The sequence below is a fragment of the Streptomyces sp. NPDC048671 genome (assembly GCF_055587045.1).
Genome location: NZ_JBVJHB010000004.1, coordinates 40,502 through 66,829, shown reverse-complemented (window position 1 = coordinate 66,829; position 26,328 = coordinate 40,502). Strand labels below are relative to the sequence as shown.

12 protein-coding genes are annotated in these 26,328 nt (G+C 70.0%); 5 read left to right on the top strand and 7 right to left on the bottom strand.

The annotated features are described in order from the left end of the window. Positions 1-39: 39 nt before the first annotated feature. The 4 genes from ACZ6S6_RS09365 to ACZ6S6_RS09350 all read right to left on the bottom strand — a co-directional run bounded on the left by ACZ6S6_RS09365 (position 40) and on the right by ACZ6S6_RS09350 (position 5,921). A complete protein-coding gene (locus ACZ6S6_RS09365; RefSeq protein WP_469704574.1) occupies positions 40-555 on the bottom strand; it encodes a DUF6630 family protein in 516 nt (171 codons plus the stop codon). Between the two features lie 153 nt (positions 556-708). Further along, positions 709-1,590, bottom strand: coding sequence for a sigma-70 family RNA polymerase sigma factor (locus ACZ6S6_RS09360; protein WP_469704573.1), 882 nt, complete (start codon positions 1,588-1,590; stop codon positions 709-711). 129 nt (positions 1,591-1,719) lie between these two features. Beyond that, positions 1,720-2,649 carry a TIGR03619 family F420-dependent LLM class oxidoreductase gene (locus ACZ6S6_RS09355; protein WP_469704572.1) on the bottom strand — a complete coding sequence of 310 codons (930 nt, stop codon included), beginning with the start codon at positions 2,647-2,649 and terminating at the stop codon, positions 1,720-1,722. Between the two features lie 68 nt (positions 2,650-2,717). Continuing rightward, positions 2,718-5,921: an alpha-L-rhamnosidase gene (locus ACZ6S6_RS09350; RefSeq protein WP_469704570.1), complete on the bottom strand. Its 3,204-nt coding sequence runs from the start codon at positions 5,919-5,921 to the stop codon at positions 2,718-2,720. 291 nt (positions 5,922-6,212) lie between these two features. Between ACZ6S6_RS09350 and ACZ6S6_RS09345 the strand changes: the two genes are divergently transcribed. Then, positions 6,213-7,112 carry a bifunctional helix-turn-helix transcriptional regulator/GNAT family N-acetyltransferase gene (locus tag ACZ6S6_RS09345; RefSeq protein WP_469704567.1) on the top strand — a complete coding sequence of 300 codons (900 nt, stop codon included), beginning with the start codon at positions 6,213-6,215 and terminating at the stop codon, positions 7,110-7,112. A gap of 58 nt (positions 7,113-7,170) precedes the next feature. Here the strand turns inward: ACZ6S6_RS09345 and ACZ6S6_RS09340 are convergent, their stop codons facing one another. Continuing rightward, positions 7,171-7,806 (bottom strand): DUF1707 SHOCT-like domain-containing protein, encoded by a 636-nt coding sequence (locus ACZ6S6_RS09340; RefSeq protein WP_469704565.1) that lies wholly within the window; start codon positions 7,804-7,806, stop codon positions 7,171-7,173. 865 nt (positions 7,807-8,671) lie between these two features. Between ACZ6S6_RS09340 and ACZ6S6_RS09335 the strand changes: the two genes are divergently transcribed. Then, positions 8,672-12,070, top strand: coding sequence for a CARDB domain-containing protein (locus tag ACZ6S6_RS09335; protein ID WP_469704563.1), 3,399 nt, complete (start codon positions 8,672-8,674; stop codon positions 12,068-12,070). Positions 12,071-12,175: 105 nt separating this feature from the next. On the opposite strand, the gene ACZ6S6_RS09330 is transcribed toward ACZ6S6_RS09335, so the two are convergent. Together ACZ6S6_RS09330 and ACZ6S6_RS09325 are read right to left on the bottom strand one after the other, a co-directional pair. Beyond that, the gene (locus tag ACZ6S6_RS09330; RefSeq protein WP_469704561.1) at positions 12,176-13,012 is read right to left on the bottom strand and encodes an alpha/beta fold hydrolase; all 837 of its coding nucleotides are present in this window, start codon (positions 13,010-13,012) and stop codon (positions 12,176-12,178) included. Next, positions 13,009-13,602 carry a TetR/AcrR family transcriptional regulator gene (locus tag ACZ6S6_RS09325; protein ID WP_362966329.1) on the bottom strand — a complete coding sequence of 198 codons (594 nt, stop codon included), beginning with the start codon at positions 13,600-13,602 and terminating at the stop codon, positions 13,009-13,011. The genes ACZ6S6_RS09330 and ACZ6S6_RS09325 overlap by 4 nt, the downstream gene beginning before the upstream one ends. A gap of 612 nt (positions 13,603-14,214) precedes the next feature. Here ACZ6S6_RS09325 and ACZ6S6_RS09320 point away from each other — a divergent pair. From ACZ6S6_RS09320 to ACZ6S6_RS09310, 3 genes are all read left to right on the top strand, one after another. Continuing rightward, the gene (locus ACZ6S6_RS09320; RefSeq protein WP_362966351.1) at positions 14,215-15,108 is read left to right on the top strand and encodes a sterol desaturase family protein; all 894 of its coding nucleotides are present in this window, start codon (positions 14,215-14,217) and stop codon (positions 15,106-15,108) included. Positions 15,109-15,193: 85 nt separating this feature from the next. Continuing rightward, complete coding sequence (locus tag ACZ6S6_RS09315; RefSeq protein WP_469704559.1) at positions 15,194-24,616, top strand: non-ribosomal peptide synthetase/type I polyketide synthase; 9,423 nt, start codon at positions 15,194-15,196, stop codon at positions 24,614-24,616. Next, positions 24,606-26,282 carry a phytoene desaturase family protein gene (locus ACZ6S6_RS09310; protein WP_469704558.1) on the top strand — a complete coding sequence of 559 codons (1,677 nt, stop codon included), beginning with the start codon at positions 24,606-24,608 and terminating at the stop codon, positions 26,280-26,282. Before ACZ6S6_RS09315 ends, ACZ6S6_RS09310 begins: the two co-directional genes overlap by 11 nt. Positions 26,283-26,328 lie beyond the last annotated feature (46 nt).

Below are 26,328 nucleotides of genomic sequence, written 5' to 3'. Positions count from 1 at the left end.
ATTGTGGCCTGTTCCCCCAACCGTCGGCCACCCCCGCGATCAGACGCCGAAACCCTGTGCGGTGAAGCCCGCGCGGGCCGCGAGAGCGGTCAGCTCCTCCACCCGCGCGGCCCGGAGACACACCACCGGGTAGCAGTCCGATTCGATGTCGAGGACGGCAAGCGCCGCACCGACGTCGCGGTAGTGCCGGCCGCACGCCTCCAGGAAGTCGTGGGCCGGCAGCAGCATCTCAACCGCCCCGACCAGCACCCAGGGATCCACCGACGGCCGGGACTCCAGCCCCCGCAGCCGCGACCGTATCTCCTGCGAATCCTCCTTCCAGTCCAGCTCCGCCAGCAGCCGGTGCTCGGCGAGCCCGTCCACGAGCGCTATCCAGGCGAGGTCGTGCACGGGCTCATCGATACCCCGGTCCTCCAACGCGGCGGCATGCTCGCGCACGTACCCCGCGGGGTCGTCGTGGGCGTGCAGTACCCGCTCGGCGACGGACTCATGGGCCGGAGCGAGCAAGGCCGCGACAGCCGCCAGGGAGGTACGGGCTTCGTTGGTACCGGACATGGCGTGCGCTCCTTCGGCAGCCGTGCGACTGCGTCCGACAGTGTGACGAGGGCACCCGGTCCGGAGCCCTGGAAAAACCCTGCCACAGGGGTACGACAACGAGGCCCCGCAGGAGCGGCGCCATGGGGCGCCGGAGGGGCCCCGGGCGACGTATCAGCCGTCGAGGACACCGACTTCCAGCCTGCGGAGCCGGTCCGGATCCGCCACCACGTCGATTCCGGTGATCAGTTCGTCGACGATCGTGAAACCGAGAACCAGCCGCAGCCGCCCCTGAGGCGCCATCGCGAGCGCGACCGCACCGTCGACCAGCGCGACCCCGGTGAAGAGCGCCCGCCCCGTGGCCGCCATCGCACCCTTCGCCACGACGTGCGCGCCACGGACCACGAAGGGTTCGGGGGTGGGCACGACCGAGCGATCGGCGTGAAGCACCACATCCGGATGGAGAAGTGCGACCAGGGCGTCGAAGTCCCCGCCGCGGGAGGCGGTCAGGAACGCCTCGACGACCCGCCGCCGGCGCGCCAGATCCGCGTCGGGCAGAGCCGTACGCCCCTTGACCCGGCGACGGGCCCGGCTCGCGAGCTGCCGGGCCGCGGTCGGCGAACGGTCGAGCATCGGGCCGATCTCGTCGAACGGCACGGCGAACATGTCGTGCAGTACGAAGGCGAGCCGCTCCGCCGGCGCCAGTGAGTCCAGGACCACCAGCAGCGCCAGCCCCACCGAGTCGGCGAGCAGTGCCTCCTGCTCGGGATCGTCGCCCTCCTCGGCGCCGCCGACCCGGTCGCCGTACGTGTCGAGCGGATCCTCACGCCGCGTGCGACGGGCGCGGAGGATATTGAGACAGACCCGGCCCACCACGGTGGTCAGCCACCCGGTGAGGTTCTCCACATCGCTGATGTCGGACCGGTCGGCCCGCAGCCAGGACTCCTGGAGGGCGTCGTCGGCCTCGCTCGCCGAACCGAGCATCCGGTAGGCCACGGCCTTCAGATGGCCCCTGTCCCGCTCGAACCGTTCGGCCAGCGACGTGCGGTCGTCCATCGGAGCCAGTCCTTTGTCGGCAGGTGTCATGCAGTTGACACCCGACAACCTACTGGTGTGACCAGGGATGAGGACCACGCACCTGACGGTCCGTACCGGGGCGGACCGTCACGGGACGGCGGACCCGGCTCAGACCCCGGCCGCTCGCGCTGCCTCGTACACCTCGGTCGCCACATCGATGAGCTCAGTGGCGTCACGGGCGGTGCCCTGGAGGTCCAGAATGAACTCCGGAACGCCCGTGGCGGCGTGTGTCACCAGGTCCTCGACGATCTGCGCGACGCTTCCGTGGAACGGCTTCCGGCCCCGGCCCGCCACCGGCTCGGCGCTGTACCGCGCGTTGACACGGGCACAGACACCGACCGGCCGGTCCCGCCCCCGCTCGGCCGCGACGTCCCGCACCCGCTGCCACTGCTCGGCCAGTTGCGACGCGCCCATGGCCACGGGCATCCAGCCGTCGGCCCGGTCGACCAGCCGGCGAGTGGCCCGCGGGCTGTTCGCCGGGAGGAAGACGGGGATGGGACGAGCCGGTTTGGGCCCCACCTCGGACGGGGTGATCGTGGTCAGATCCCCCTTGTACGAGACGGGGTCCGGGCCCCAGACGGCCGCGCACACGTCGAGCAGCTCGTCCAGGACCGCGCCGCGCTTCTCGAAGGGGGCGACGGCCGCGGCCGCGTACTCGTCCAGGGACCATCCCGTGCCCAGCCCCGCGATCACCCGGCCACCGCTGGCGGCGTCCAGCGAGGCGAGCGAACGGGCCAGCTGGAAGGGGACATGCAGTGGTGCGACGAGAATACTGGTCCCGAGCCGGGCGCGGTCGGTGGCCGCCGCGGCCAGCGTCAGGGTGACCAACGGGTCGGCGACGCTGCGGTAATGATCCGGCCAGGCCAGCCCCGGAACTCCGTACAGGCCCTGGGTGGCCGGATCGGGGAACAGAACCCGCTCGAACACCCACAGACTCTCGTACCCGACCGCTTCCGCGGCCCGTGCCACGGCGGCCACGTCGCGGCCGAGGTCGTACTGCTTCATCTGCGGAAGGCCAAGACCGAGCGGGACCGGCATACGTGAGGCTTCCTCTGTGAGGTGTATGGGACAACTACCCTACGCCGGGGCAGTGGTGACGAGGCGTCCTACCCGGTGAAGCGGTGGTTCCCGGAGCCGACCCGGTACACCGCGCAGCCCCCCTCCTCGCGCAGGAATGTGGCGCGGGTGTGGGTGACCGAGCCCGGGGTGTCCGTGGGGACCCACACCTCGGCGCTCGTGTTGGGAGGCACGGCGCACCGCAGGTCGATGCCGCCGGAGCGCAGTTTCCACTGAGTGGAGACGGGGCCGTAGACCGAGGCGAACGTGGCGCGGGCCGATGTGACGTCGCCGCCCGGCCGAGGACGGATCACGATCTCGCGGAAGCCGGGCCGGCCCGCCGAGATACCGGCGATGTTCGTGTACATCCACTCGCCGACGGACCCGTAGGCGTAGTGGTTGAAGGAGTTCATGTCGGGGGTCTGGAAGCTGCCGTCGGGCTGGATGGAGTCCCAGCGCTCCCACATGGTGGTGGAGCCCTTGTCGATCTGGTAGCCCCAGCTGGGGAAGGAGCGCTGCTGGAGCAGGCGGTAGGCGACATCGGTGTGCCCGGTGCCGGTGAGGACCGGCAGCAGCCTGGGCGTGCCGAGGAAGCCAGTGGACAGATGCCAGTCCTTGGACTCGATCAGTGCGACGAGCCGGTCGGCCGCCGCCTCCCGCAGCGCGTCCGGCAGCAGGTCCATCGACAGGGACAGCACATACGCCGTCTGCGTGTCGCCCTTCACCCTCCCTTCGGCGGTGACGTAGGCGGCCTGGAACGCCTTCCGTACGCGCGCGAAGAGGTCGAGGAAGGGGGCGGGGTCCTCGCCGAGTTCCCTGGCCGTCCGGGCCGCGAGATCGGCACTGTGCGCGAAGTACGCGGTGGCGATGACGTCTTTCGGGGTCTCGTCGGAGACGTTCAGCCAGTCGCCGTACCCACTGGCCGGCCGCAGCAGGCCGTCGCTGTTCTTCTCCAGGTACGTCAGCCAGGCCCGGATGGACGGCCAGGCGTCCGCCAGGACCTGTCGGTCCCCGTACGCCTGGTACAGCGACCACGGGACCGTGACGCCCGCGTCGCCCCAGCCGGCCGCGCCGTTGCCGACGTTGCCGACGATGGGCGCCACGTCCGTGAAGGCGCCCTCGGCGGTCTGGGCGTCCCGCAGGTCCACGAGCCACTTGGTGAGGAAGCGGGCCGACTCCATCGTGTACGCGGCCGTCGGCGCGAAGACGTTGATGTCACCCGTCCACCCCAGCCGCTCGTCGCGTGCGGGCGTGTCCGTCGGGATGGAGAGGAAGTTGCCCCGCTGGCCCCAGGTGATGTTGCTGTGCAGTTTGTTGAGCATCGGGACGTCGGTCTCGAACTCGAAGGTGAACGGGGCGGACGTGTGCATGACGCGACCGGTCAGCGCGCCGGCCGGGGGAGTGCCGGGGAGCCCGGTCACCTCGACGTAGCGAAATCCGTGGAAGGTGAAGCGCGGTTCGTACGTCTCGGCGCCGCCGCCCCTGAGGACGTAGGTGTCGGTCGCCGCGGCGCTCCGAAGATTCGCGGTGTAGACGGTGCCGTCGGGATTGAGGACCTCGGCGTGCCTCAGCCGCACCGTCGTACCCGCGTCGCCCGAGAGGCGCAGCCGCACCGAGCCGACCATGTTCTGCCCCAGGTCGAAGACGAAGACCCCGGGCGCGGGCTCGGTCACCTTCCTGGCGGGAAGCTCCTTGGCCACCCGGACCGGGCCGTCCACCTGCGCGACGATCAGCCGGGGTGCGCTCTCGCCCGCGCCGCGGACCTCGGACCAGGTCCGGTCGTCGAAGCCGGGCGAGGTCCAGCCGGGGGTCTCCTTGCGCGCGTCGTACGTCTCTCCGCTGAGGAGATCGGCGGAGAGGATCGGCCCGGAGGCGGCCCGCCAGTGCGTGTCCGACGTGATACGCCGACTCGTCCCGTCCGTGTACTCGATCTCCAACTGGGCGAGCAGCGAGGGACGTTCCCCGTACTGGTGGGGCCCGAACATGCCGACATTGCCCGCGTACCACCCCGGTGCCACATACGCACCGATGGCATTCGCGCCGGGCCGCAGCAGCGTGGTCACGTCGTACGTCTGGTACTGGACGCGCTCGCGGTAGTCGGTCCAGCCGGGAGCGAGCTGATCGCGGCCCACGCGGCGGCCGTTGAGATGGGCCTCGTACAGGCCGAGAGCGGTGGCGTACAAGCGCGCCCGTGCGACCTTCTTGCGCGGCAGCTCGAACTCGCGCCGTAGCTGGTTGGCCCCGAACACCGCAGGAATTACCTTGCCCCACGGGGCGGCTCCCCACACGGCCGCCTCCTTCGCCGCCGGCCAGCCGCTGTCGTCGAAACCGGGCCCGCGCCAGTTGCCGGCGGGCTCCTTGTCCGTCGACTTCCAGGAGGCGTCGGTGACGACGCCCTCTTCGCCGGATGCCGTGCGCAGGGTGAGGGCGGCGATCAGGCCGGCGGCCCCTTCGCTCGCGTTGGCCGCCGACACCGCGAGAACGTTCTTTCCTGGACGCAGTTGTGCGAGGACGTCGACGACCGCCGGGTGGCGCCAGCCCTCGTTGTCGGTCGCGAGGTCGGTGTGCGCGACCTCGGTGCCGTTCACGGAGACCGCGTACACGTTGTCCGCGCTGATGGCGAGGGTCGCCGCGGTGATCCCGTCCGCGACATCGATGGTGCGCCGGAACCAACGGGTCCCCTCCGGCGCGCTGCTGGCGGGATCGCCCTCGGGGAACCAGATCCAGGAGCTGTTCTCCAGCGACGGCGCGTCCGTGAGGGACGGGGGAGCGGACACCCAGGTGGCGGACCACTGCGCCGGGTCCATCAGGCCGGTCTCCCACCACGAGGGCGCGCTCCAGCCGGACTCGCCACCGGCCGTGTCCCACACCCGTACGGACCAGAAGTAGCGTGTCCGCGGCGTGAGCGGGGGTCCCGCGTAGGGGACGAGAACGGATTCGCCGGACATCACCTTCCCGCTGTCCCAGACGTCCGGGTGCGACAGGCCGGACGCGCTGGAGGCGACCCGTATCTGATAGGCGCTCTGCCGCACGTTCGCCTCGTCCGAGGCGAACGGCCAGCTCAGCCGAGGGTGCTGCGTGTCGAGGCCCAGCGGATGCTGAACGTACTCGACGGTCGGCGTCGAGACGCGTGGTGCGCCGCGCCGCGTCTGCGCCCGGGAGGGTGCGGGCGCGGCCACGGCTGGTGCGGCTCCGGCTGCTACGGCGCCCACCGTGGCGGCTGCGCTCGTCAGGATGTTCCTCCTGCTGATCAATGCGGCCCCTCACATAGAAAGAGATGAATCGATTCACAGAGTGGACGTAGCTGAACGTAGAGGCGGGCGGGGTGTGGGTCAATGAGTGTGCAGGGAGTTTCTTGATGGAGTGTGACCCGGGTGCGCATCCTTCATATTCACTGCTGTGCAAGCGAGTTGATTGTTTGAACGGTTTCAATCAATCAGGGAGGGGCGATGTGAACGTGTTCCACGAGGCGCGTCCGGCCGGCTCTGTGGGTGCCCGCGCCGTGCCGCTGGCCCCTCACGTGCATCTCTGACTAAAGTCAGAGAATGGATGCGGAACAGATCGACCAGGTGCGGCGGTTCAACCGGACCGTCACCGAGCGCGTGGGCGTGCTCCAGGACAACTACCTTGCCTGCGACCGGCCCATCGGCGAGGCCCGGCTGCTGTGGGAGATCGGCGAGCAGGGCCAGGACGTACGGCGGCTGCGCGAGCGTCTCGGGCTCGACTCCGGATACGTCAGCCGGCTACTGCGCGCCCTGGAGGCCGACGGTCTGGTCACGGTGGAGCCGCACCCCCGGGACAGACGGGTGCGTCAGGTCAGGCTCACCCGGGCGGGCCGCGCGGAGCGTGCCGTGCTCGACGGCCGCAGCGAAGAGCTGGCGGGTTCCCTGCTGGCCCCGCTCGACACCGCCCAGCGCGCCCGGCTCGTCGCCGCGATGGCCGAGGTCGACCGTCTGCTGACCGCCTCGACGGTGATCCTGGACGCCCTTGACCCGGAGCATCCCGATGCCCAGCACTGCCTTCGGTCCTACTCCGGCGAGCTGGCGGAACGCTTCGAGACCGGCTTCGACCCCGTGCTGAGTCTGCTGCCCGACCCGGCCGGGCTCCGTATGCCGCACGGTCTGTTCCTGGTCGCCCGACTGCACGGCGAGCCCGTCGGCTGCGCCGGTCTGAAGCTGTCGCAGGACGGTTCGGCCGAGATCAAGCGCATGTGGGTCGCGCCCCGCGCCAGGGGCCTCGGCCTCGGACGCCGGTTCCTGGCCGAGCTGGAGGCGCGGGCCCGCGAACACGGCCGCGACGTGTTGCGCCTGGACACCAACCGGGCGCTCACTGCCGCCATCCGCCTGTACCGCGCCACCGGTTACGAGGAGGTCCCTGCCTTCAACGAGGAGCGGTACGCCGACCACTGGTTCGAGAAGAGGATCTCCGCGGTTTCACCGGAGTGACATCACGCGCGCTCCCCACCCCCGGCCCTGACCGAACCCGGCCGCACGGGGACGCTGTTCAGCGGCCTAGCTGACCAGGTGTGCGACGCATCCGCTCCGACAGCTTCCGTCGCGGGGGCCGGGCGGTGATGTCGCCGCCGCGGGACTGCCCGGCCAGGAGTACACGCAGGGCAGTGGGAGTGTCGGCGTCGACGGCCGGTCGGATCTTGATCTCGCCGCTGCTGCGTTCCAGGCCGTCGGTGTCGACCACGACGCCCGGCCTGGTCACCAGGATCAGGTTCCCCCCGATGCGCAGGTCGACATCGATGTGAAGGGTGTTGTGGGTGATCAACGCGTCGGTGAAGTCGAGCTTCGCCTCGCAGAACATCAGGCGGATTTCCATACGGCGCGGAACCAGCCAGCGGCCCGTGCGTGAGACATCACCGAAGCGCTGGTCGATCCGGACCAGCTCCTTGGCCTGTGGGGGCATTCCTTCGGAGGGCAGGTCGGCGGTCAGCCGGGCCAGATCACCGGTGGTGCGGGCGGACAACGCCGCGTCCAACCGCTCGTCCAGCTCGGCAGCGGTGATCCGGCCGTCGCCCGCGGCAACCTGAAGGATCTCCACGACCTGGTCCCGGTCGCGGTCGGATGCCCGCATATCGGCCTTTGCGATGGGCCCGGAAGTGTGGTCGGCCGGTCTGAGTTCATCCGTCATACCGGCATTCTGGAGTACCGCCCTGAGCGCCGCAATGTTGGCGATCACGCTCCTCGCAGGGATGGAAACCACCGTCCCAGCCGGTCTCCCGCTCCCCAGGGGACAGCTCCGCAGGGGACAGCTCCGCGCGTCGAGGCAGCAGGGAGGGACACTGCGAGGTCGCCGTTGGCCAGGGGCAGGGCCGGCGCATCGACGCTCATCGCGGCCGCGAAGTCGGGATGAGCCGCTGCGTCGGTCCCTCGCCCCCGCTGTTACTCCTGCCGCTCCGCTTGAGCATGACAAAGGTAGGAGCTGTCAGGGCAATGCATGATCGGGTCATGTCAATAGATGCTCGAAAGATCGAATTTCAATCATTTTCAGTCACCTGTCGCGCGCCTGAGTCTCCACCGGGTACTCAGTGGTCCCGTTGAGATCCGATGTGTGGAAGCGGCGGTGATTCGGTGATGGATGCATCCGGTTGTGTGCGGTGCCGGGAGTCGATGTGAGGACCGTTGACAAAAGTGTGACCTGCTAGAAACCTGTCACCTCGACACCGCAAAAAATTGACCAGATCACTCAAAATACTAGGCAATGAGCGTGAGATTCCCGGCAGGTTGCTCGCTCTCGCTCCTGCCGGCGTACCTGATCGTTCCCCCCCATCGGTGCACCGGCAGCCCACACCCCGGCCCCTGCCGGGGGCGGGGGGCGGGGGGGGGGCGGCGGGGGGGGGGGGGGGGGGGGGCCCCCCCGGGCCCCCCCCCCCCGGCGGCCCCCCCCCCCCCCCCCCCCCCCCGCGCCCGGGCGGGGGGGGGGGCCCCCCCCCCCGCGGCCGGTGATGCGTCGTCGTGCCCTCCCGGTCCCGCAGCCCGACGGAACAGAGGACAGCATGAGATGGAAGCAATTCAGATGGCGGTTCCTCATCGGTGCGGTGACAGCCGCGCTGATGACGGTCGGGCTCCTGCCGGTCACCGCCTCGGCAGCCGTACAGGGCCCCGACCTCGCCCTCGGTAAGCAGTCGACGGCCAGTGGGTCGAACGGCGCCTACCCGGCGTCGAATGTCACCGACGGCAGCCAGCAGACGTACTGGGAGAGCTCCGGCGCGCTCCCGCAGTGGGTGCAGATCGACCTCGGGGCCCGGTTCGACGTCGACCAGGTGGTGCTGAGGCTGCCGAACACCTGGGAGGCGCGGACCCAGACACTCGGCGTCCAGGGCAGCGCGGACGGAAGCAGCTTCAGCGCCCTGTCCGCCCCGGCCGCACGGGAGTTCACCCCGTCGGCGGGCAACACCGTCACCGTCGGCTTCACCGCGAAGCAGGCCCGTTACATCCGGGTGCAGGTGACGGCCAACACCGGCTGGAACGCGGCACAGCTCTCACAGGTGGAGGTCTACGGGGAGGACGGCGGGGACGATCCCGGCCCGCCGACGGCAGTCGGCTCCAACCTGGCACTGAACAAGCCGATCGAGGCGTCCTCGTACACGCAGAACTTCGTGGCGTCCAACGCCAATGACGACAAGCCCGGCACGTACTGGGAGTCGAACGGCTACCCGGCGACGCTGACGGTGAAGCTCGGCGCCGACGCCGACATCGAGGCCGTCGTCGTCAAGCTCTCCCCGGACCAGGCCTGGGCGGCCCGCACCCAGGGGCTCCAGATCCTCGGCCGCTCCCAGTCCGCCACCGGCTTCACCTCGCTGAAGGACCGGGCCGACTACGCGTTCAACCCCACCGGCAACCAGAACACGGTGACGATCCCGGTGACCGGGCGGTACGCGGACGTCCAGCTCAAGTTCTTCTCCAACACCGGTGCTCCCGGTGCACAGGTCGCCGAGATCCAGGTCGTCGGGACCGCCGCCCCCAACCCGGACCTGACGATCTCCGAACTGACGTGGTCGCCCGCCTCGCCGTCCGAGAAGGACGACGTCACCGTGAGCGTCACCGTACGCAACACGGGTACGGCGCCGGCCGCCGCGACAACGGTCGATGTGAGCCTGGAGGGCGTGGTCGCCGGCAGCGCACCGGTGAGCGGCCTTGCCGCCGGTGCCTCGGCCACCGTTCAGGTCGACGTCGGCAAGCGGCCGATGGGCTCGTACAGCGTTTCGGCGGTGGTCGACCCGGCCGACACGGTCATCGAGCAGGACAACAGCAACAACAGCCGCACCGCGTCCTCGAAGCTCGTGGTCGCTCAGAGCCCCGGCCCCGACCTGGAGGTGCTCGGCATCACCTCCAGCCCGGCGAATCCCGCAGTGGGCTCCGCCGTCAGCTTCACCGTCTCCGTGCACAACCGCGGTACCAGTGCGGTGAGTTCACCGACGGTGACCCGTCTTGTCGTGGAGAGCACCACGCTGAACGGCACGACCGGCGCGATTCCCGCCGGCGGCACGGTCAGCGTGCCCATCAGCGGGAGCTGGACCGCGAAGAGCGGTGGTGCGAACCTGACCGCCACCGCGGACGCGACCGATGTCGTCGCCGAGACGAACGAGAACAACAACGTCTTCTCGCGCGCCATCGTCGTCGGCCGCGGGGCGGCGGTTCCGTATACCGAGTACGAGGTGGAAAAGGGCGACTACCAGGGCGCGTTGCTGACGTCCGACAAGAAGCGCACCTTCGGTCACACCAACTTCGCCACCGAGTCCTCGGGCCGCCAGTCCGTGCGGCTCGACTCCACCGGCGAGTACGTCGAGGTCACCTCGACCGTTCCGTCCAACTCGATCGTGGTCCGCAACTCCATCCCCGACGCCCCGGACGGCGGCGGGACGGAGGCCACGATCAGCCTCTACGTCAACGGCACCTTCGCCCGCAAGCTGACCCTCTCCTCCAAGCACAGCTGGCTGTACGGTGACACGGACAGCCCAGAGGGCCTGACCAACCGGCCGGGGGGCGACGCCCGCAGGCTGTTCGACGAGTCCAACGCACTGCTGGGCCAGACCTACCCCGCCGGTACGAAGTTCCGTCTCCAGCGCGACGCGGGCGACTCGGCCTCCTTCTACATCATCGACCTCGTCGATCTGGAGCAGGTGGCACCGGCGGCCGCCCAGCCGGCCGGATGTACCTCGATCACCGCCTACGGAGCCGTCCCGAACGACGGGATCGACGACACGGACGCCATCCAGCGGGCCGTGACGGCGAATCAGAACGGTGACATCGGCTGCGTGTGGATTCCGCCGGGGCAGTGGCGGCAGGAGCAGAAGATCCTGACCGACGATCCGCTGAACCGGGGCCAGTACAACCAGGTGGGTATCCGAGACGTCACGATCCGCGGCGCCGGCATGTGGCACTCCCAGCTGTACACCCTGACCGCGCCGCAGGACGCGGGCGGCATCAACCACCCGCACGAGGGGAACTTCGGCTTCGACATCGACGACAACACCAAGATCTCGGACATCGCGATCTTCGGCTCCGGCACTATCCGGGGCGGCGACGGCAACGCCGAGGGCGGCGTCGGTCTCAACGGCCGCTTCGGCAAGAACACCAAGATCACCAATGTGTGGATCGAGCACGCCAACGTCGCCACCTGGGTCGGCCGCGACTACGACAACATCCCGGACCTCTGGGGACCCGGTGACGGTGTCGAGTTCACTGGCATGAGGATTCGCAACACCTACGCGGACGGCATCAACTTCGCCAACGGCACCCGCAATTCAACGGTGTTCAACTCTTCCTTCAGGAACACCGGTGACGACTCGCTGGCCGTGTGGTCGAGCAAGTACGTGAAGAACCCGTCGGTGGACGTCGGCCATGACAACCACTTCCGCAACAACACGATTCAGATTCCCTGGCGGGCCAACGGCATCGCGATCTACGGCGGTTACGGCAACACGATCGAGAACAACATCATCTCCGACACCATGAACTACCCCGGCATCATGCTGGCGACGGACCACGATCCGCTCCCGTTCTCCGGGCAGACACTGATCGCCAACAACGAGCTCTACCGCACGGGCGGGGCGTTCTGGGGCGAGGCCCAGGAGTTCGGCGCCATCACGCTGTTCGCGGCCAGTCAGGACATCCCCGGCGTCACGATCCGGGACACCGATATCCATGACTCGACCTACGACGGGATCCAGTTCAAGTCGGGCGGTGGATCCGTGCCCGGAGCGCAGATCTCGAACGTCCGCATCGAGAACTCCGTCAACGGGTCGGGGATTCTGGCCCATGGAGGTGCACGGGGCAGTGCGACCCTGACCGATGTGACCATCACCGGTTCGGCCGACGGTGATGTCGTGGTCGAACCCGGATCGCAGTTCGTCATCAACGGCAGCGCCGGCAAGGCGTCCGCCAAGAAGTAGCTCCGGTCCTCGCACCGGACACGACCCGTCCCCCGGCCGGCACGCCATCACGGCGCGCCGGCCGGGGGAGCGGTGTCGGGCCTGCCGCGGCCCGCTGTCGTCGCCTCAGCCGCGGAAGGTCTTGCGGAGGAGTTCACCGAACTCGGTGGGATGCGTGGTCAGGCCGGTGTGCCCGCCGGGGAAGTGCTGGAGTTCCGAGCCGAGGCGCTCGGCCAGGACGGCGGCCGGACGGTAGGGCAGCTCGCCGCGCGAGTCGTCGCCGCAGGCGAGCACGAGCCGGTCCGACAGCGCTTCGAGCCGGTGGATGTCCGGGGCGTAGGACATGAAGGCGGGGACGATACGTCCGACGAAGTACGGCAGATTGGCCATCGTCTGCTCGGCCCGCGCCGCTGCTTGCGGCGGCAGCTCGACCGCGGCTGCCGGCTCGGCCGTTTCACCCTCCTTCTTCAGCCCTGCGGCGAATACCGCCATCGCCGGCATGAGTCCCTCCGTGCGGAACGTCTCGGTCACCCGTGCGATGAGCGCGCGATGCCGGGGGGCGTCCGGAAGGACCTCCACCATCGGCGGCTCGTGTGCCACGACGCGTTCGACGTGTCCGGGATGGGCGGTGAGCAGGTGGACGGCGACGATCGCGCCCGAACTGGCGCCGAAGACGCGGGCGGGCTCACCGGGCGAGAGCAGCTCCAGTACCCGGAACGCGTCATCGGCATGCTCGGCCACTCGTTGCTCGGCCCCGGGGTCGTCAAGCGTGCTGCGGGACATTCCGCGCGGGTCATAGGTCGCGACGGTGTATTCGGCGGCCAGGTCGTCGGCGACCGGGGCGAAGGACGCCGCACCGCCCGTCCCCCCGGGGATCAGCAGCAGAAGCGGACCGTGACCGCGCACCTCGTAGTGCAGGGTCGCACCGTCCACGCGAAGGCTGCCGATGGTCGGTTGCGTCATGCGGAGTCCCCTTCCCGGGACGGCGGCCAGTGTTCCAGCAGGGTGTGCAGGGCATCGAGGGCCCGGACCCAGGAGCGCTGCGGGGAACGTGCGTGCGCGAACCCGCCCGCGGCCTCCAGGGCGACGAATCCGTGAAACGTGCTGCGCAGCAGCCGGACCGCGTCGGTGAGGTCGGGCTCGGCCAGCCCGTAGCCCCGCAGCATGCCGTAGGTCAACTCGACCGCGCGCCGCGGTCCGGGCGCCTTCGCTGCCAGCTCGGGATCGATCTCCATGGGGGTCTGCGTCGCCATGTAGCGGCCCGGATGCTCGTGGGCGTACTCCCGCCAGGCATCCGCGAACGCGACCAGCGCGTCCCTGCCCGCCCGCCCGGCGGTAGCCTCCGCGATGCGCACGGTCTTCTCGTCCGCCGCGAGCAGCGCGATCCGCCCGCGCAGGTCGTCCAGACCGCGGACGTGCGTGTAGAGGCTCGCATCCTTCACCCCGAGCCGCCGTGCCACCTGAGACATGGTCACCCGGTCGAGTCCGACCTCGTCGGCCAGTTCGGCGCCCGCGACCGTCACCCGTTCGACTGTCAGACCAGCCCGCACCATGAAACATCCTCCCCAAGAACCTAGGAGCTCTAGATATAACCTAGGGGTCCTAGGAATGGCAACCGGGGGAGGGCCGCGGTCCCTGTGGCCTGTCGCGGCGACGCCGATGCCGATCGTCGCGAGACGACCAGCGGGAACGGCATGGCCGCGCATGCACGACCTGCCGCGGGGTGCTGGCCCGGCGATCGGGAAAGAAACGAAAAGAATACTAAGTAACCCACATTGGCGACAGCGGGGCCACTTTCTATTTCTTCCGGACCGAACGTCCGGTTCAATGACTGCGAGGTCAGTCACGGCGCTCGGGGGGAATCTCATCAAGTCATCGGCCGAGGATTGAAGCCGCTCAATGCGGAAAAGGATGTAGCGGGCTCGTACGGGACACCCCATGCGAGCTCACCGCATCGGATCAGGTCTCATTCTCGCCTCACCGCATTCACCCTCAAGGGTGCGTGGGTGCTTGGTATCAATTTTCCGTACGCCCCTGGGGCTCTCGGCTTCCGTATGAAGCCGGCAGCCCTGGTTCCCCTTGCAGCGGCGCAGGCGGCGCGGCCGGTCAGCGTTTCCACGGAGGTGTTTCGGGTGTACGAATACGAACGACGCGCCGACGGCTGTATCCGCCCCGCGCGGCGATTATCGGCGAGGTACCACCACCAGAGCGTTCTGCGTGTCCTCGCTTATCCTCTGCTCCTGGCGGCCACCTTCGTGGTGGCTGCCGGTTCGCTGGTTCTGCACTGGGATCCCGGTCGGGTCAGCCCACTCTTCCTGGTGGGTACGCTGCTCTACCTGACCGTCCTCGAAAGGCTGATCCCGCACCGGCGCGACTGGCACCCGAGCAGGACGGAATGGCGCTGGTACGGCGTCTACTTCATCCTCACGATGGCCGGCAGCGCCCTGGCACAGTTCGGGGTGACGACCGCGGTCGGGAGGATTTCGCCGGCCGATCCGGTGCTCCCTCTGTGGGCCGAGATCCCGGCCGCCCTGCTGAGCGGTTCGCTGGCCAGCTACCTGGTGCACCGGATGGGGCACACCAACCCACTGCTGTGGCGGCTGCACGGTGTGCACCACGTACCGCAGAAGGTCAACGTCGCGAACAACGGCGTCAACCACGTCCTGGACATCGCCCTCGCCCAGGGCGCCGTCCAACTCACCCTGTCACTGGCCGGGTTCTCCCGTGAGTCCGTACTCGCCACGGGACTGTTCGTGGCAGCGCAGGGCTACTTCATCCACGCCAACATCGACGTACGCATCGGTCGGCTCAACCACGTCCTGGCGAGCCCCGAACAGCACCGTCTGCACCACAGCGCGGATCTGTCCGAGGCAGGCCACTACGGATCCGACCTGTCGTGCTGGGACCACCTCTTCGGAAGTTTCACCTGGCGGTCGGGCCGTGAGCCGGCCGCGGTCGGTCTCTGTGATCCCACCTCCTTCCCAGGAACCGGCGAGATTCTCGGGAGCCTTCTCCATCCGTGGCGCCGTGTGAAAAGGGCCGGGGGCGAAAGCGTCTGACCCCGGACCCCGGGCCCCGGCCCCTGCACCACGACTTCGGCGCTGCCTCCCGGCAGCGCGACCACCTGATGAGGAGTGTGCGAACTTGGCTGACGCGATCAATGACGCTTCTACGGGCAAAGTTGCGATCATCGGTATCGGCTGCCGCTTTCCCGGCGAAGCATCGGACCACCGGGCCTTCTGGCAGAACCTGCTGGACGGCAAGGACTGCGTCATCCCCACGCCCGCGGACCGCTACGACGTCAACACCCTGAAGAGCCGCCACCGGGACAAGCCCGGTCGCCTGGCGGGCGGCAGGGGTGGATACATTGAGGGTTTCGACGAGTTCGAACCGGCCTTCTTCGGCATCAGCCCCCGCGAGGCCGATCACATGGACCCCCAGCAGCGCAAGCTCCTGGAGGTGGCCTGGGAAGCGCTGGAGGACGGCGGTCAACGGCCCGCCGAGCTGGCAGGCAGCGACACGGGCGTCTACGTCGGTGCGTTCACGCTGGACTACAAGATCCTTCAGTTCGCCGATCTGAGCTTCGGCACGCTCGCCGCTCACACCGCGACCGGCACGATGATGACGATGGTGTCGAACCGGATCTCGCACTCCTTCGACTTCCGCGGCCCCAGCCTCTCGGTCGACACCGCGTGCAGCTCGTCCCTGGTCGCTGTCCACCTGGCGTGCCAGAGCCTGAACAGGGGAGAAAGCGGTCTCGCACTCGCGGGCGGGGTGCTGTTGCACATGGCCCCGCAGTACACCATCGCGGAGACGAAGGGCGGATTCCTGTCGCCCGAAGGGCGTTCCCGCACCTTCGACGCCTCGGCCGACGGCTACGTACGCGCCGAGGGCGTCGGCCTGGTCGCGCTCAAGCGGCTGGAGGACGCGCTGCGGGACGGGGACCCGATCCACGCGGTGATCGTCGGCAGCGGAGTCAACCAGGACGGCCGCACCAACGGCATAACCGTCCCCAACGGAGAGGCCCAGGTCTCACTCGTGCGACGGGTCTGCGCCGAGGCCGGCATCACCCCCGGTGATCTGCAGTACATGGAGGCGCACGGCACCTCGACGCCCGTGGGCGACCCGATCGAGGCCAACGCCCTGTCCCGCGCACTCGCCATCGGGCGCGCGCCGGGCGCCGCCTGCTATGTCGGCTCGGTGAAGGCGAACATCGGGCACACGGAATCGGCTGCCGGGATCGCCGGGCTGATCAAGACCGCCCTGGCCCTCAAGCACCGCCGGATCCCGCCCCACATCAACCTCGAAAGGATCAACCCCGCCATCGACCGGGCCTCTTCGCCGTACGACATCCCCACCCGGGTGACGGACTGGCCCGAGCACGAGGGGCCGGCGCGGGCCGGAGTGAACGCCTTCGGCTTCGGCGGCACCAACGCCCACGCGGTCCTGGAGGAGGCACCCGCGCACACGGCGCACGCGGCACCCTCCCGGCCCTCCCACGCCTCCCGGCCCTCCCGGTCGCAGGAGCGGAGCTGGAGCATTCTTCCGCTGACCACGCGTCACCCGGACGCCCTTCCGCAGATGGCGCAGGGCATCAGCCGCGAACTCGCGGGCGGCCACGGTCCCGCGGTCGCCCTCGACGACCTCGGTCACACACTCGCCCACCGGCGCCAGCACCTCGAATCGCGTCTCTCCGTCGTCTACTCCTCCAAGGAGTCCCTGGACGAGGCGCTGGAGACGTATCTGCGGGGCGATCCGCATCCCCGGGTGGTGCAGGCGCGACAGCTGGACGCCCCGGACCGGCGACTGGTCTGGGTGTTCACCGGCATGGGCCCGCAGTGGTGGGCCATGGGACGCGGGCTGCTGGCGAGCGAACCCGTGTTCCGGGACGCGGTCACCGCGTGCGACCGGGAGATCCGGAAGATCGCGGGATGGTCCCTCATGGACGAGATGGCGGCCGACGAGAGCCGGTCGCGGATGGCGGAGACCTGGCTCGCACAGCCGGCCAACTTCGCTGTACAGATCGCTCTTGCGACCCTGTGGCGTTCGTACGGCGTCCACCCGGACGCGGTGGTGGGGCACAGCACCGGAGAGATCGCCGCCTTCTACGAGGCGGGCGTCTACTCGCTGGAGGACGCGGTCAGGATCGCCGTCCACCGCAGCCGCCTCCAGCACACCCTGTCCGGAACGGGCACCATGCTCGCCGTCGGCCTGCCCGAGGCCGAGGCCGACCGCTGGGTGCGCCCCTACGGGGACCGGATCTCTGTGGCCGCCGTCAACAGCCCCGCCTCGGTCACCCTGGCCGGGGAAGGAACGGCGCTGACCGCGCTGGCCGACGCGTTGCGAACCGAACAGGTCTTCACCAAGTTCCTTGCGGTGGAGGTCCCTTACCACAGCGCCGCGATGGATCACATCAAGGACGAACTGCTCACCGCGCTGGCGGACATCGAGCCCCGTCCGGCGACGGTTCCGGTCCACCTCACGGGCCAGGAGGGCGTAGCCGAGGACGTCGAGCTGGACGCCGGCTACTGGTGGAAGAACGTCCGCGACCGGGTGCGCTTCCGCGCCGCCGTGGACCGGCTCGCCGACGACGGACACCGTCTCTTCCTCGAGATCGGCCCCCACCCGGTCCTCGGGCACTCCATCCGCGAATGCCTGGAGGCCAAGGGGCGCACCGGCGTCTCGGTTCCGTCGGTGCGCCGCGAGGAGGACGAACCCGAGCGCTTCGCCGTGTCCCTGGCGACCCTGCACAACTTCGGGCTCGGCATCGCGTGGGACGTACTCCAGCCCGCCGGGGAGACGGTCCCGCTGCCCCGCTACCCATGGCGCCGCGACCGCCATTGGACGGAGCCGGGCGCCGTCGCGCAGGTCCGTCTCGGGATGCTCGACCACCCGCTGCTGGGCCGCCGCACGGACCACACCGAACCGACCTGGCAGGCCCGGCTCGACACCGAGAGGCTGCCGTACCTCGCCGATCACCGCATTCAGGAATCCGTGGTGTTCCCCGCGGCCGGCTACCTGGAAATGGCCGCACAGGCCGTGCGGGAGCTGACCGGCGGCACGGACGTCGTGCTGGCCGACATCGATCTGCGCAAGGCGCTCTTCCTGGCCGAGGACGACGTCCGCACGGTCCACCTCTCCGTGTCGCTGGAGGACGGCGGCTTCGTCGTCGCGTCCGCGGCGGCCGGCCCCGAGGCGGAGCGGACCGTGCACGCGAGCGGAGTGGTGCGTACAGCGCAGCGCCGCTCGGCCGGGCCGCCGCTGCACGCGGGCCCGATCAGGGAACGGAGCCTGCGCCGGCTGGGCAACCAGGAGTGCTACGCCGCACTGGCCGCGCTGGGCTACCAGTACGGTCCCGCCTTCCAGGCCATCGACGAGGTCTGGATCGGTACCGACGAGGTCCTGGCGCGGATCAGTGCGCCCGCGGTCATCGGGGACGGGGCGGCGGGCCACCACGTTCACCCGGTGCTGCTCGACGCCTGCTTCCAGGCTCTGCTGACGCCGCAGCTCCTGGCCGGGGAGGCACCGTCGCCGGGCACCGGCATCCGGCTACCGCTGTCGCTCGACGAGATGAGCGTTTCGCCCGTCGGTGACCAGCCCCTGTGGGTCCACGGCACGGTGCGCCGCCGCGACGGGGACGAACTGGTCGGCGACCTCGCGCTGTACGCCGAGGACGGGACGGCGCTGGGCCGTATGCGCGGTTTCCGTGCGGCCGACGTGGAGAAGGCCTCGGGGGCCGTCTCCCGGAGCACCGTCGACTCCTGGCTCGCGGAACCCGTCTGGACCGACCGCCCGTGGGCGGCGGCCTCCGCTGAAGCGGTGCGGGATCCCGGCACGGGGGAGCCGCAGGACTGGCTGGTCCTGGCGGACGACGGGGGAGTCGGGGACGCCTTCGCGGAGCTGGTGACCGCGCGCGGCGATCGCTGCCGCACGGTACGCGTGGGCGACCACGACGACCGGTCGGCGAGGACCGGGAACTTATCCGGCGCACCGGACTGCGCCGCCCGGCTGGAGCGGCTCTTCGCCGAGCTGGACCGGGACGGCGAGCCCTTCCGCGGAACCGTCGTGCATCTGTGGAACCTCGACCTGCCCGACATCGCGGCCTGTGAGCGCAAGGACCTGGAGCGGGCCGCGGACAGCGGCGCGTACTCCCTCGTCGCGCTCGCCAGGATCCTCCTCGCCCGGCAGACCGGCGGACGGCTGCACGTGGTCACCCGCGGCGCCCAGCCCGTGTCACCGGGGGAAGGGCCCGAACCGCTCGGGGCGCCCGCCTGGGGTGTGACGCGAGTGCTCCGGCACCAGGAACTGGCCGGTCACCGTGGCAAACTGGTCGACCTCGACCCCGCACAGGAGCCCGGCGCACCCGGGATCCGCGCGGACGCCGAGGCGCTGCTGCGCGAGTTCCTCAGCGACGACGAGGAGGAGATCGGGCTGCGCGGAGGCCGCCGGGCGACCAGCCGCATCCGGCCGGCCGAGGGGCTGACGAGGCCGCTGCCGCTGCGCCTGCGGGCCGACGGAAGCTATCTCGTCACCGGCGCGTTCGGGGCACTGGGCCGGCTGCTGTGCCGGACGCTGGTGAAGCGCGGGGCCCGGCGGCTCATCCTGATGAGCCGGACCCCCGTACCGGGGCGCGACACCTGGCAGGCGACCGACCCGGCCACGGCGCAGGGCAGGGCCGTCGCCCTCCTCAGGGAGCTGGAGGCCGCCGGCGCGCAGACGGTCCTCGCACCGGTCGACGTGACGGATGAGCACGCGCTGACCGCCTGGCTCGACCAGCACCGGCGGGGCGGAGCACCGCCCGTGCGTGGCGTGTTCCACCTGGCCGGCCAGGTGCGGGACAGGCTGGTCGCCGACATGGACCGCCCCACGTTCGACGCCGTGCTCGACCCGAAGGCCGTGGGGGCGTACCTGCTGGACAAGCACCTGCGGGACGAGCCACTCGAACACTTCGTGCTCTTCGCCTCGATCGCCTCACTGCTGACGACCGCGGGCCAGACCAACTACGCCGCGGGCAATGCCTTTCTGGACGCGCTGGCCCATCGGCGGCGTGCGCAGGGCCTGCCGGCGCTAAGTCTTGACTGGGGCCCCTGGGCGACGGGAATGATCGAGGAACTGGGCCTGGTCGATCACTACCTCCACAGCCGGGGAATGAGCTCGCTGTCCCCGGAAGCCGGGATGACCGTACTGGAACGCGTCATCGGACAGGACCGGGCCCAGCTGCTCGTCGCCACGGTCGTCGACTGGCCGACCTTCCTGGCCTGGTACGACTCCCCGCCACCGCTGGTCACCGAATTGGCCGCAGCCGCTCAGGAACACGCGGTGGAGGAGGGCGGCGGATTCCTCGACGCGTTCCGCGACGCCGGGGAGACGGAACGCCGTCGCCTGGTGACCGACCGGTTCACGGCGCTCACCGCCACGGTCCTTCGAGCCGCGGCGCACGAGATCGACCCCGCGGCCGGGCTCACCGGGCTGGGGCTCGACTCACTGCTCGCGATGGAACTCCGCGCCAGGACGCAGGCCGATCTGGGCATCGCCCTGCCCGTGGTCGCCCTGCTGAGCGGTACCTCGGTCGGCGAACTGGCCGGCCGGCTGTACGACGGCCTGGCCGAACGGGTGGCGGCGGGCAGTGCGGGAGAGAGCGACGCGACGGCCGTCGAGGTGTTCACCGACGAGCTGAACCACCCCCTGACCCAGAACCAGAAGGCGCTCTGGTTCCTCAAGCAGCTCAATCCCGACGGCTACGCGTACAACATCGGCGGCGCCGTGGAGGTGCGCGCCGAACTCGAACCCGACCTGATGTTCGAGGCGGTGCGCCGGCTCATCGCGCGCCATCCGGCGCTGCGGGCCAACTTCCATCTGGAGGACGGCCTGCCGGTACAGCGCACGACCTCCGGGACGGAGCCCGACCTCGGCCTGTTCGACGTCCAGGGCCAGGCATGGGAGGACATCCAGCGAACGATCATCCGCGAGTACCGCAAGCCGTACGACCTCGAACACGACCGGCTGGTGCGGTTCCGGCTGTTCAAACGCGGGCCGAGCCGCTGGATCATCATGAAGGCCGTCCACCACATCGTCTCGGACGCGATCTCGACCTTCACCTTCATCGAAGAACTGCTCGCCGTGTACGAGGCACTGAAGCAGGGCCGGGAACCCTCGCTGCCGCCGGTGGGTGCCAGGTACCTGGACTTCCTCAACCAGCAGAACCGGTTCCTGGCAGGCCGCGAGGCCGGCGGAATGCTTGAGTACTGGCGCTCGCACCTGCCCGCCGAGGTCCCGCTCCTGGACCTGCCGACCGACCGGCCCCGGCCGGCCGTGCAGACACACAACGGCGCCTCGGAGTTCTTCGTCCTCGACGACGAGCTCAGTGCCCGGGTCCACGCGCTGGCACAGGAACACGGCGTGACGCCGTTCATGGTGCTGCTCAGCGCCTACTACGTACTGCTGCACCGCTACTCCGGCCAGGACCACGTCATCGTCGGCAGCCCGGTGACCGGCCGTACCCAGCAGGAGTTCGCCCCGGTCTACGGCTACTTCGTCAACCCGCTGCCGTTGCACGCGGACCTGTCCGCGGGCCCCACGGTCGCGGAGTTGCTGGAGCAGGTCCGCAGGACGGTGCTGAACGGCCTGGACAACCAGGAGTACCCGTTCGTCCTGCTGGTCGAGGAGCTGGGGCTCCAGCACGATCCCAGCCGCTCGGCCGTGTTCCAGGCGATGTTCATCCTGCTCACCCACAAGGTGGCCACCGAGCAGTACGGCTACCGGCTGGAGTACATCGAACTCCCCGAAGAGGAAGGACAGTTCGACATCACCCTGTCGGTCTACGAGGACGAGGCGGAGGGGCGTTTCCACTGCGTCCTCAAGTACAACACCGACCTCTTCCTGGCCCGGACCGTGCGCCGCATGGCCGCGCACTACGTCCAGCTGCTCGGCAGCATGACGCGGGCGCCCGCGGAACTGCCCACCCCGAGGCTGGAGATGCTCGGCACCCAGGAGCGCGAACAACTGATCACCGAGTGGAGCGGTGCCTCCCGGCTGCCGGCCGTCACCGGGCGGCAACCGGACCGGGACCGGGCGATCCATCACCTGATCGCAGACATCGCCGCCGCACACCCCGAGGCCGTCGCCGTCTCGGTGCCCGCCCTGCGGGGCGGCACGGCACACCTGACGTACGGGGAGCTCGACCGCAGGGCGAACGCCAGGGCCCGGCGGCTGCGCGAGCTGGGCGTGGTGCCGGGTTCCGTCGTGGGACTGTGCCTCGACAAGTCGCCGGAGCTGGTCGTCACCCTTCTCGCGGTCCTCAGGGCGGGAGGCGCCTACCTGCCGGTCCACCCCGATCAGCCGGCCGACCGCGTCGCCCACGTACTGGGCATCACGGAGGCCGCCCTCATCGTCGTCGACGACACGCGTGCCGCGTGGGCCGAGGGCCTGCCCGTCACCGTGGTGACCCCGGCCGGGCTGCGCCCGACGGAGACCGGGGGACCGGCCCCGCAGGGGACGACCGACCTCGACTCGCCCGCCTACGTCATCAACACCTCGGGATCCACCGGCCGCCCCAAGGCCGTGCGGGTCAGCCATCGCAGCCTGGCCTCCGCGTTCGGGGCGTGGTCCGAGGAGTACCGGCTGGCCGACGAGGCACGCGTCCATCTCCAGATGGCGGAGCCCTCGTTCGACGTGTTCACCGGCGACCTGGTGCGCGCCCTGTGCTCGGGCGGCCGCCTGGTGCTGGCCGACCGGGACCTGATCTTCGACACGGCCCGGCTGTACCGGACGATGCGGACGGAACGGGTCGACTGCGCGGAGTTCGTCCCCGCCGTCGTCCGGGGCCTGATGGACCACTGCGAGCGTGAGGGGGAACGGCTCGACTTCATGAGCCTGCTGGTGGTCGGTTCCGATGCGTGGAAGGTGGCGGAGTACGAGCGGCTGCGCGGTCTGTGCGGTGCGGGCACCCGGGTGATCAACTCCTACGGTGTCACCGAGGCCACCATCGACAGCGCCTTCTTCGAGGGGCCCGCGGACGGCCTCGAGCCCGGCCTGATGGTGCCGATCGGCCGGCCGCTGGCGAACAGCACACTCCATGTCCTCGACGAGCACGGCGAACCGGTCCCGCCCGGCGTGCCGGGCGACCTGTGGATCGGCGGCCAGGGCGTCGCCACCGGGTACGCCGGGGACCCGGAACAGACGGCGCAACGCTTCGTGACGTGGAACCTGAGCCGCGAGCCGGGCGCCGCACCGGTACGGCTGTACCGGACCGGCGACGTGGCGCGCTGGGACACGCACGGCCGGATGCACCTCCTCGGACGCAGCGACCACCAGGTCAAGCTGCGCGGTCACCGGATCGAGATCGCGGAGATCGAATCGCATCTGGCGGGCTGGCCGGGCCTCGCCCGCGCGGTGGTGGCCGTCCGCCCCGACGCCGCGGGGGACGCGACCCTCTGCGCCTACTGCGTGACGGAGCCGGGGGAGACGCTCGACCGACGCGCCCTGCGCCGCCATCTCGCGGGAGCGGTGCCGGCCTTCATGGTGCCCTCCCACGTCGTCGAGCTGCCCGCACTGCCGCTCACCCCGCACGGAAAGGTCGACGTCGCCGCGCTCCCGGTCCCGGCCGGCGCGGACCGGCAGCAGTCGTACGAAGCACCGGTGACCCTCTACGAACGCAGCATGGCCCGGCACTGGGAAGCGCTGCTCGGGATGGAGCGGGCGGGACTCGGGGACGACTTCTTCGAATCCGGCGGAAGCTCGATCAAGCTGATCGAACTCCTCCACCACCTGCGCACGGAGTTCGGCATCGGCGTCCCTGTCAGCCGTCTGTACCAGGCCACGACCCTTCACGGCATGGCCGCGGCCGTGGAGGACCTGGTCAACAGCACGACGTCCGAGGAGCTTCCCTACCTGACCTTCAACCCCGGGCAAGGACAGCCCGTCTTCTGCTTCCCCCCGGCGGGTGGCCACGCGCTCGTCTACCGCGGTTTCGCGGAACAGCTCCGCCCGTACCGGATCGTCGCGTTCAACTATGTGCCCGGTGAGGACAAGGTGGCCCGCTACGCGGACCTGGTGGAGTCCGTCGGGTCCGAGGGCCCCTGCCGGCTCCTCGGGTACTCGCTGGGCGGCAACCTCGCGTTCGAGGTGGCCAAGGAACTCGAATCACGCGGGCGCGAGGTCTCGCACGTCGTGGTGCTGGACTCCCGCCGCACCCTGGAGAGGTACGAGCCGGGCGAGGACGGTGTCAGGACCTTCGAGGCGGAGCTGGGCCGCCACCTGTACCAGCACACCGGCTCCGAGATCGTCGCCAAGACGGTACTCGAACACGCGGCCGAGTACCTGGAGTTCTGCGGCAGAACCCCCAACACCGGGACGGTGGCGGCCTCGGTCGGCGTCGTGACCGACGAGGAGAAGGAAGGCCTCTACGCAGTCGGCGCCCCCGGCGCCTGGCACGGCAGCTCCACCGGCGCGACCCACGTCCTGCGGGGCTCCGGGACCCACGCCGACATGCTCGACCCCAAACACCTCCCGCGCAACGCCGCCCTGGTACGCGCCCTTCTCACGGGGGAGGCGGACCATGCCGGATGAGGACGACTGGGACAGCCCGCACCGCACACCCGGCAGCGCGCCCCGCGTCATCGTCATCGGCGCGGGTATGGCAGGCCTGTCCACCGGCTGCTACGCACAGATGAGCGGGATGCGGACCCGCATCTTCGAGAAACACGTGCTGCCCGGCGGGTGCTGCACCGCCTGGTCCCGCGACGGCTACCTCTTCGACTACTGCATCGAGTGGCTGATCGGCACCGCCGCGGGCAACGACGCCAACCAGGTCTGGCGTGAACTGGGCGCGCTCGACGGCAAGACGGTCAGGAACTTCGACCTGTTCAACAAGGTCGTCGACGAGGGCGGCAGATCGGTGACCTTCTGGAACGATCCGGCACGCCTGGAGGAACACCTGCTGCGCGTCTCGCCCGCCGACGCACGGCTGATCCGCTCCTTCTGCCGTGACCTGAGGCGGTTCACGGAGATCGAGCTCTATCCGTTCCTGACCGCGCCCGCCCTGCGGACCGTACGGGAGAGAGCGGCGACACTGCGCACCGTACTGCCGGCGTTCCGCCTCTTCTGGCGCACCGCGGCCACGCCGATGCACCGGTTCGCGGACCGGTTCGAGGACCCGCTGCTGCGCAGAGCCTTCCGGAACATCTTCTTCCAGGACCCCGAGGGCTTCCCCCTGCTCCCGTACCTGTTCAACATGGCCAGCGCCTACCACGGCAACGCGGGTTTCCCGCAAGGCGGTTCGCTCGGCCTCGCCCGGTCGGTCGAGGAGCGGTACACCGGACTCGGCGGGACGGTGACCTACCGCGCCCGCACCGAGAAGGTACTGGTGGACAACGGCCGGGCCACCGGAATCGAGCTCCGCAACGGCAGGAGGTACTACGCCGACCACATCGTGTCGGCCTGCGACGGACACACCACGGTCTACGGACTGCTGGGGGGCAGATACACCGGCGCGAGGATCGACAAGCTCTACACCGAACTGCTGGAACGCCCCGGAACGCTGTTTCCCGCCGTGGTCTCCGCCTTCGTCGGCATCCGTGGCGGCCTACCCGCCGAGGACGCCCACAGCACCACCTACCTGCTCCCGCCCGAGGAGGCCGCCGAACTGCCCGGCGCGCTCCAGAGCAGCCTGGTGGTCCAACTGCGCTCGCGCTACTCGGACGGCTTCGCCCCGCCCGGGAAGTCGGTGGTCCACTGCACCTACTTCAGCGACTACACCTACTGGAAGGCGCTGCGCCACAGCGACCGCAAGGCCTACTGGGCGCAGAAGCGCAAGGTGGCCGACTTCGTACGGCGCTTCCTGGAGCGGCTCTGGCCGGGCACGGCCGAGCGGATCGACCTGGTGGACGTGGCCTCGCCGGCGACGACCCGGCGCTACACCGGGAACCACAACGGTTCGATCCTGGCCTGGAAGGCGTTCTCGGACGCCGACGACGTGTCCGCCGGCCTGGTCGGCAAGGACCGGATGCGGCTGCCCGGACTCAGCGGTTTCTCCATGGCCGGCCAATGGGTCGGCATGGGCGGCCTGATCCGTGCCGCGTCCACGGGCCGCTTCGCCACCCAGTACCTGTGCGAAGAACTGGGCCTCCCGTTCAGGGCGTGGGAGAGCGGCGGCACCGCCCCCTGGCACCCGGGCAGACTGGGGCAGCTGCCCCAGCTCGACCGGTGGTCCTCCAGGGAGGGAACCGGCGCGTGACGACAGAGAAGAGCAGCCCTGCGGCGCGGGCGCCGCGCGACAGGCA

Excerpts from the sequence above, each read along its gene's own strand:
- ACZ6S6_RS09340 (WP_469704565.1), bottom strand. The coding sequence starts at position 7,806 with ATGACGGATGAACTCAGACCGGCCGACCACACTTCCGGGCCCATCGCA.
- ACZ6S6_RS09325 (WP_362966329.1), bottom strand. The coding sequence starts at position 13,602 with ATGGTGCGGGCTGGTCTGACAGTCGAACGGGTGACGGTCGCGGGCGCC.
- ACZ6S6_RS09360 (WP_469704573.1), bottom strand. The coding sequence starts at position 1,590 with ATGGACGACCGCACGTCGCTGGCCGAACGGTTCGAGCGGGACAGGGGC.
- ACZ6S6_RS09310 (WP_469704558.1), top strand. The coding sequence starts at position 24,606 with ATGCCGGATGAGGACGACTGGGACAGCCCGCACCGCACACCCGGCAGC.
- ACZ6S6_RS09365 (WP_469704574.1), bottom strand. The coding sequence starts at position 555 with ATGTCCGGTACCAACGAAGCCCGTACCTCCCTGGCGGCTGTCGCGGCC.
- ACZ6S6_RS09355 (WP_469704572.1), bottom strand. The coding sequence starts at position 2,649 with ATGCCGGTCCCGCTCGGTCTTGGCCTTCCGCAGATGAAGCAGTACGAC.
- ACZ6S6_RS09345 (WP_469704567.1), top strand. The coding sequence starts at position 6,213 with ATGGATGCGGAACAGATCGACCAGGTGCGGCGGTTCAACCGGACCGTC.
- ACZ6S6_RS09335 (WP_469704563.1), top strand. The coding sequence starts at position 8,672 with ATGAGATGGAAGCAATTCAGATGGCGGTTCCTCATCGGTGCGGTGACA.
- ACZ6S6_RS09330 (WP_469704561.1), bottom strand. The coding sequence starts at position 13,012 with ATGACGCAACCGACCATCGGCAGCCTTCGCGTGGACGGTGCGACCCTG.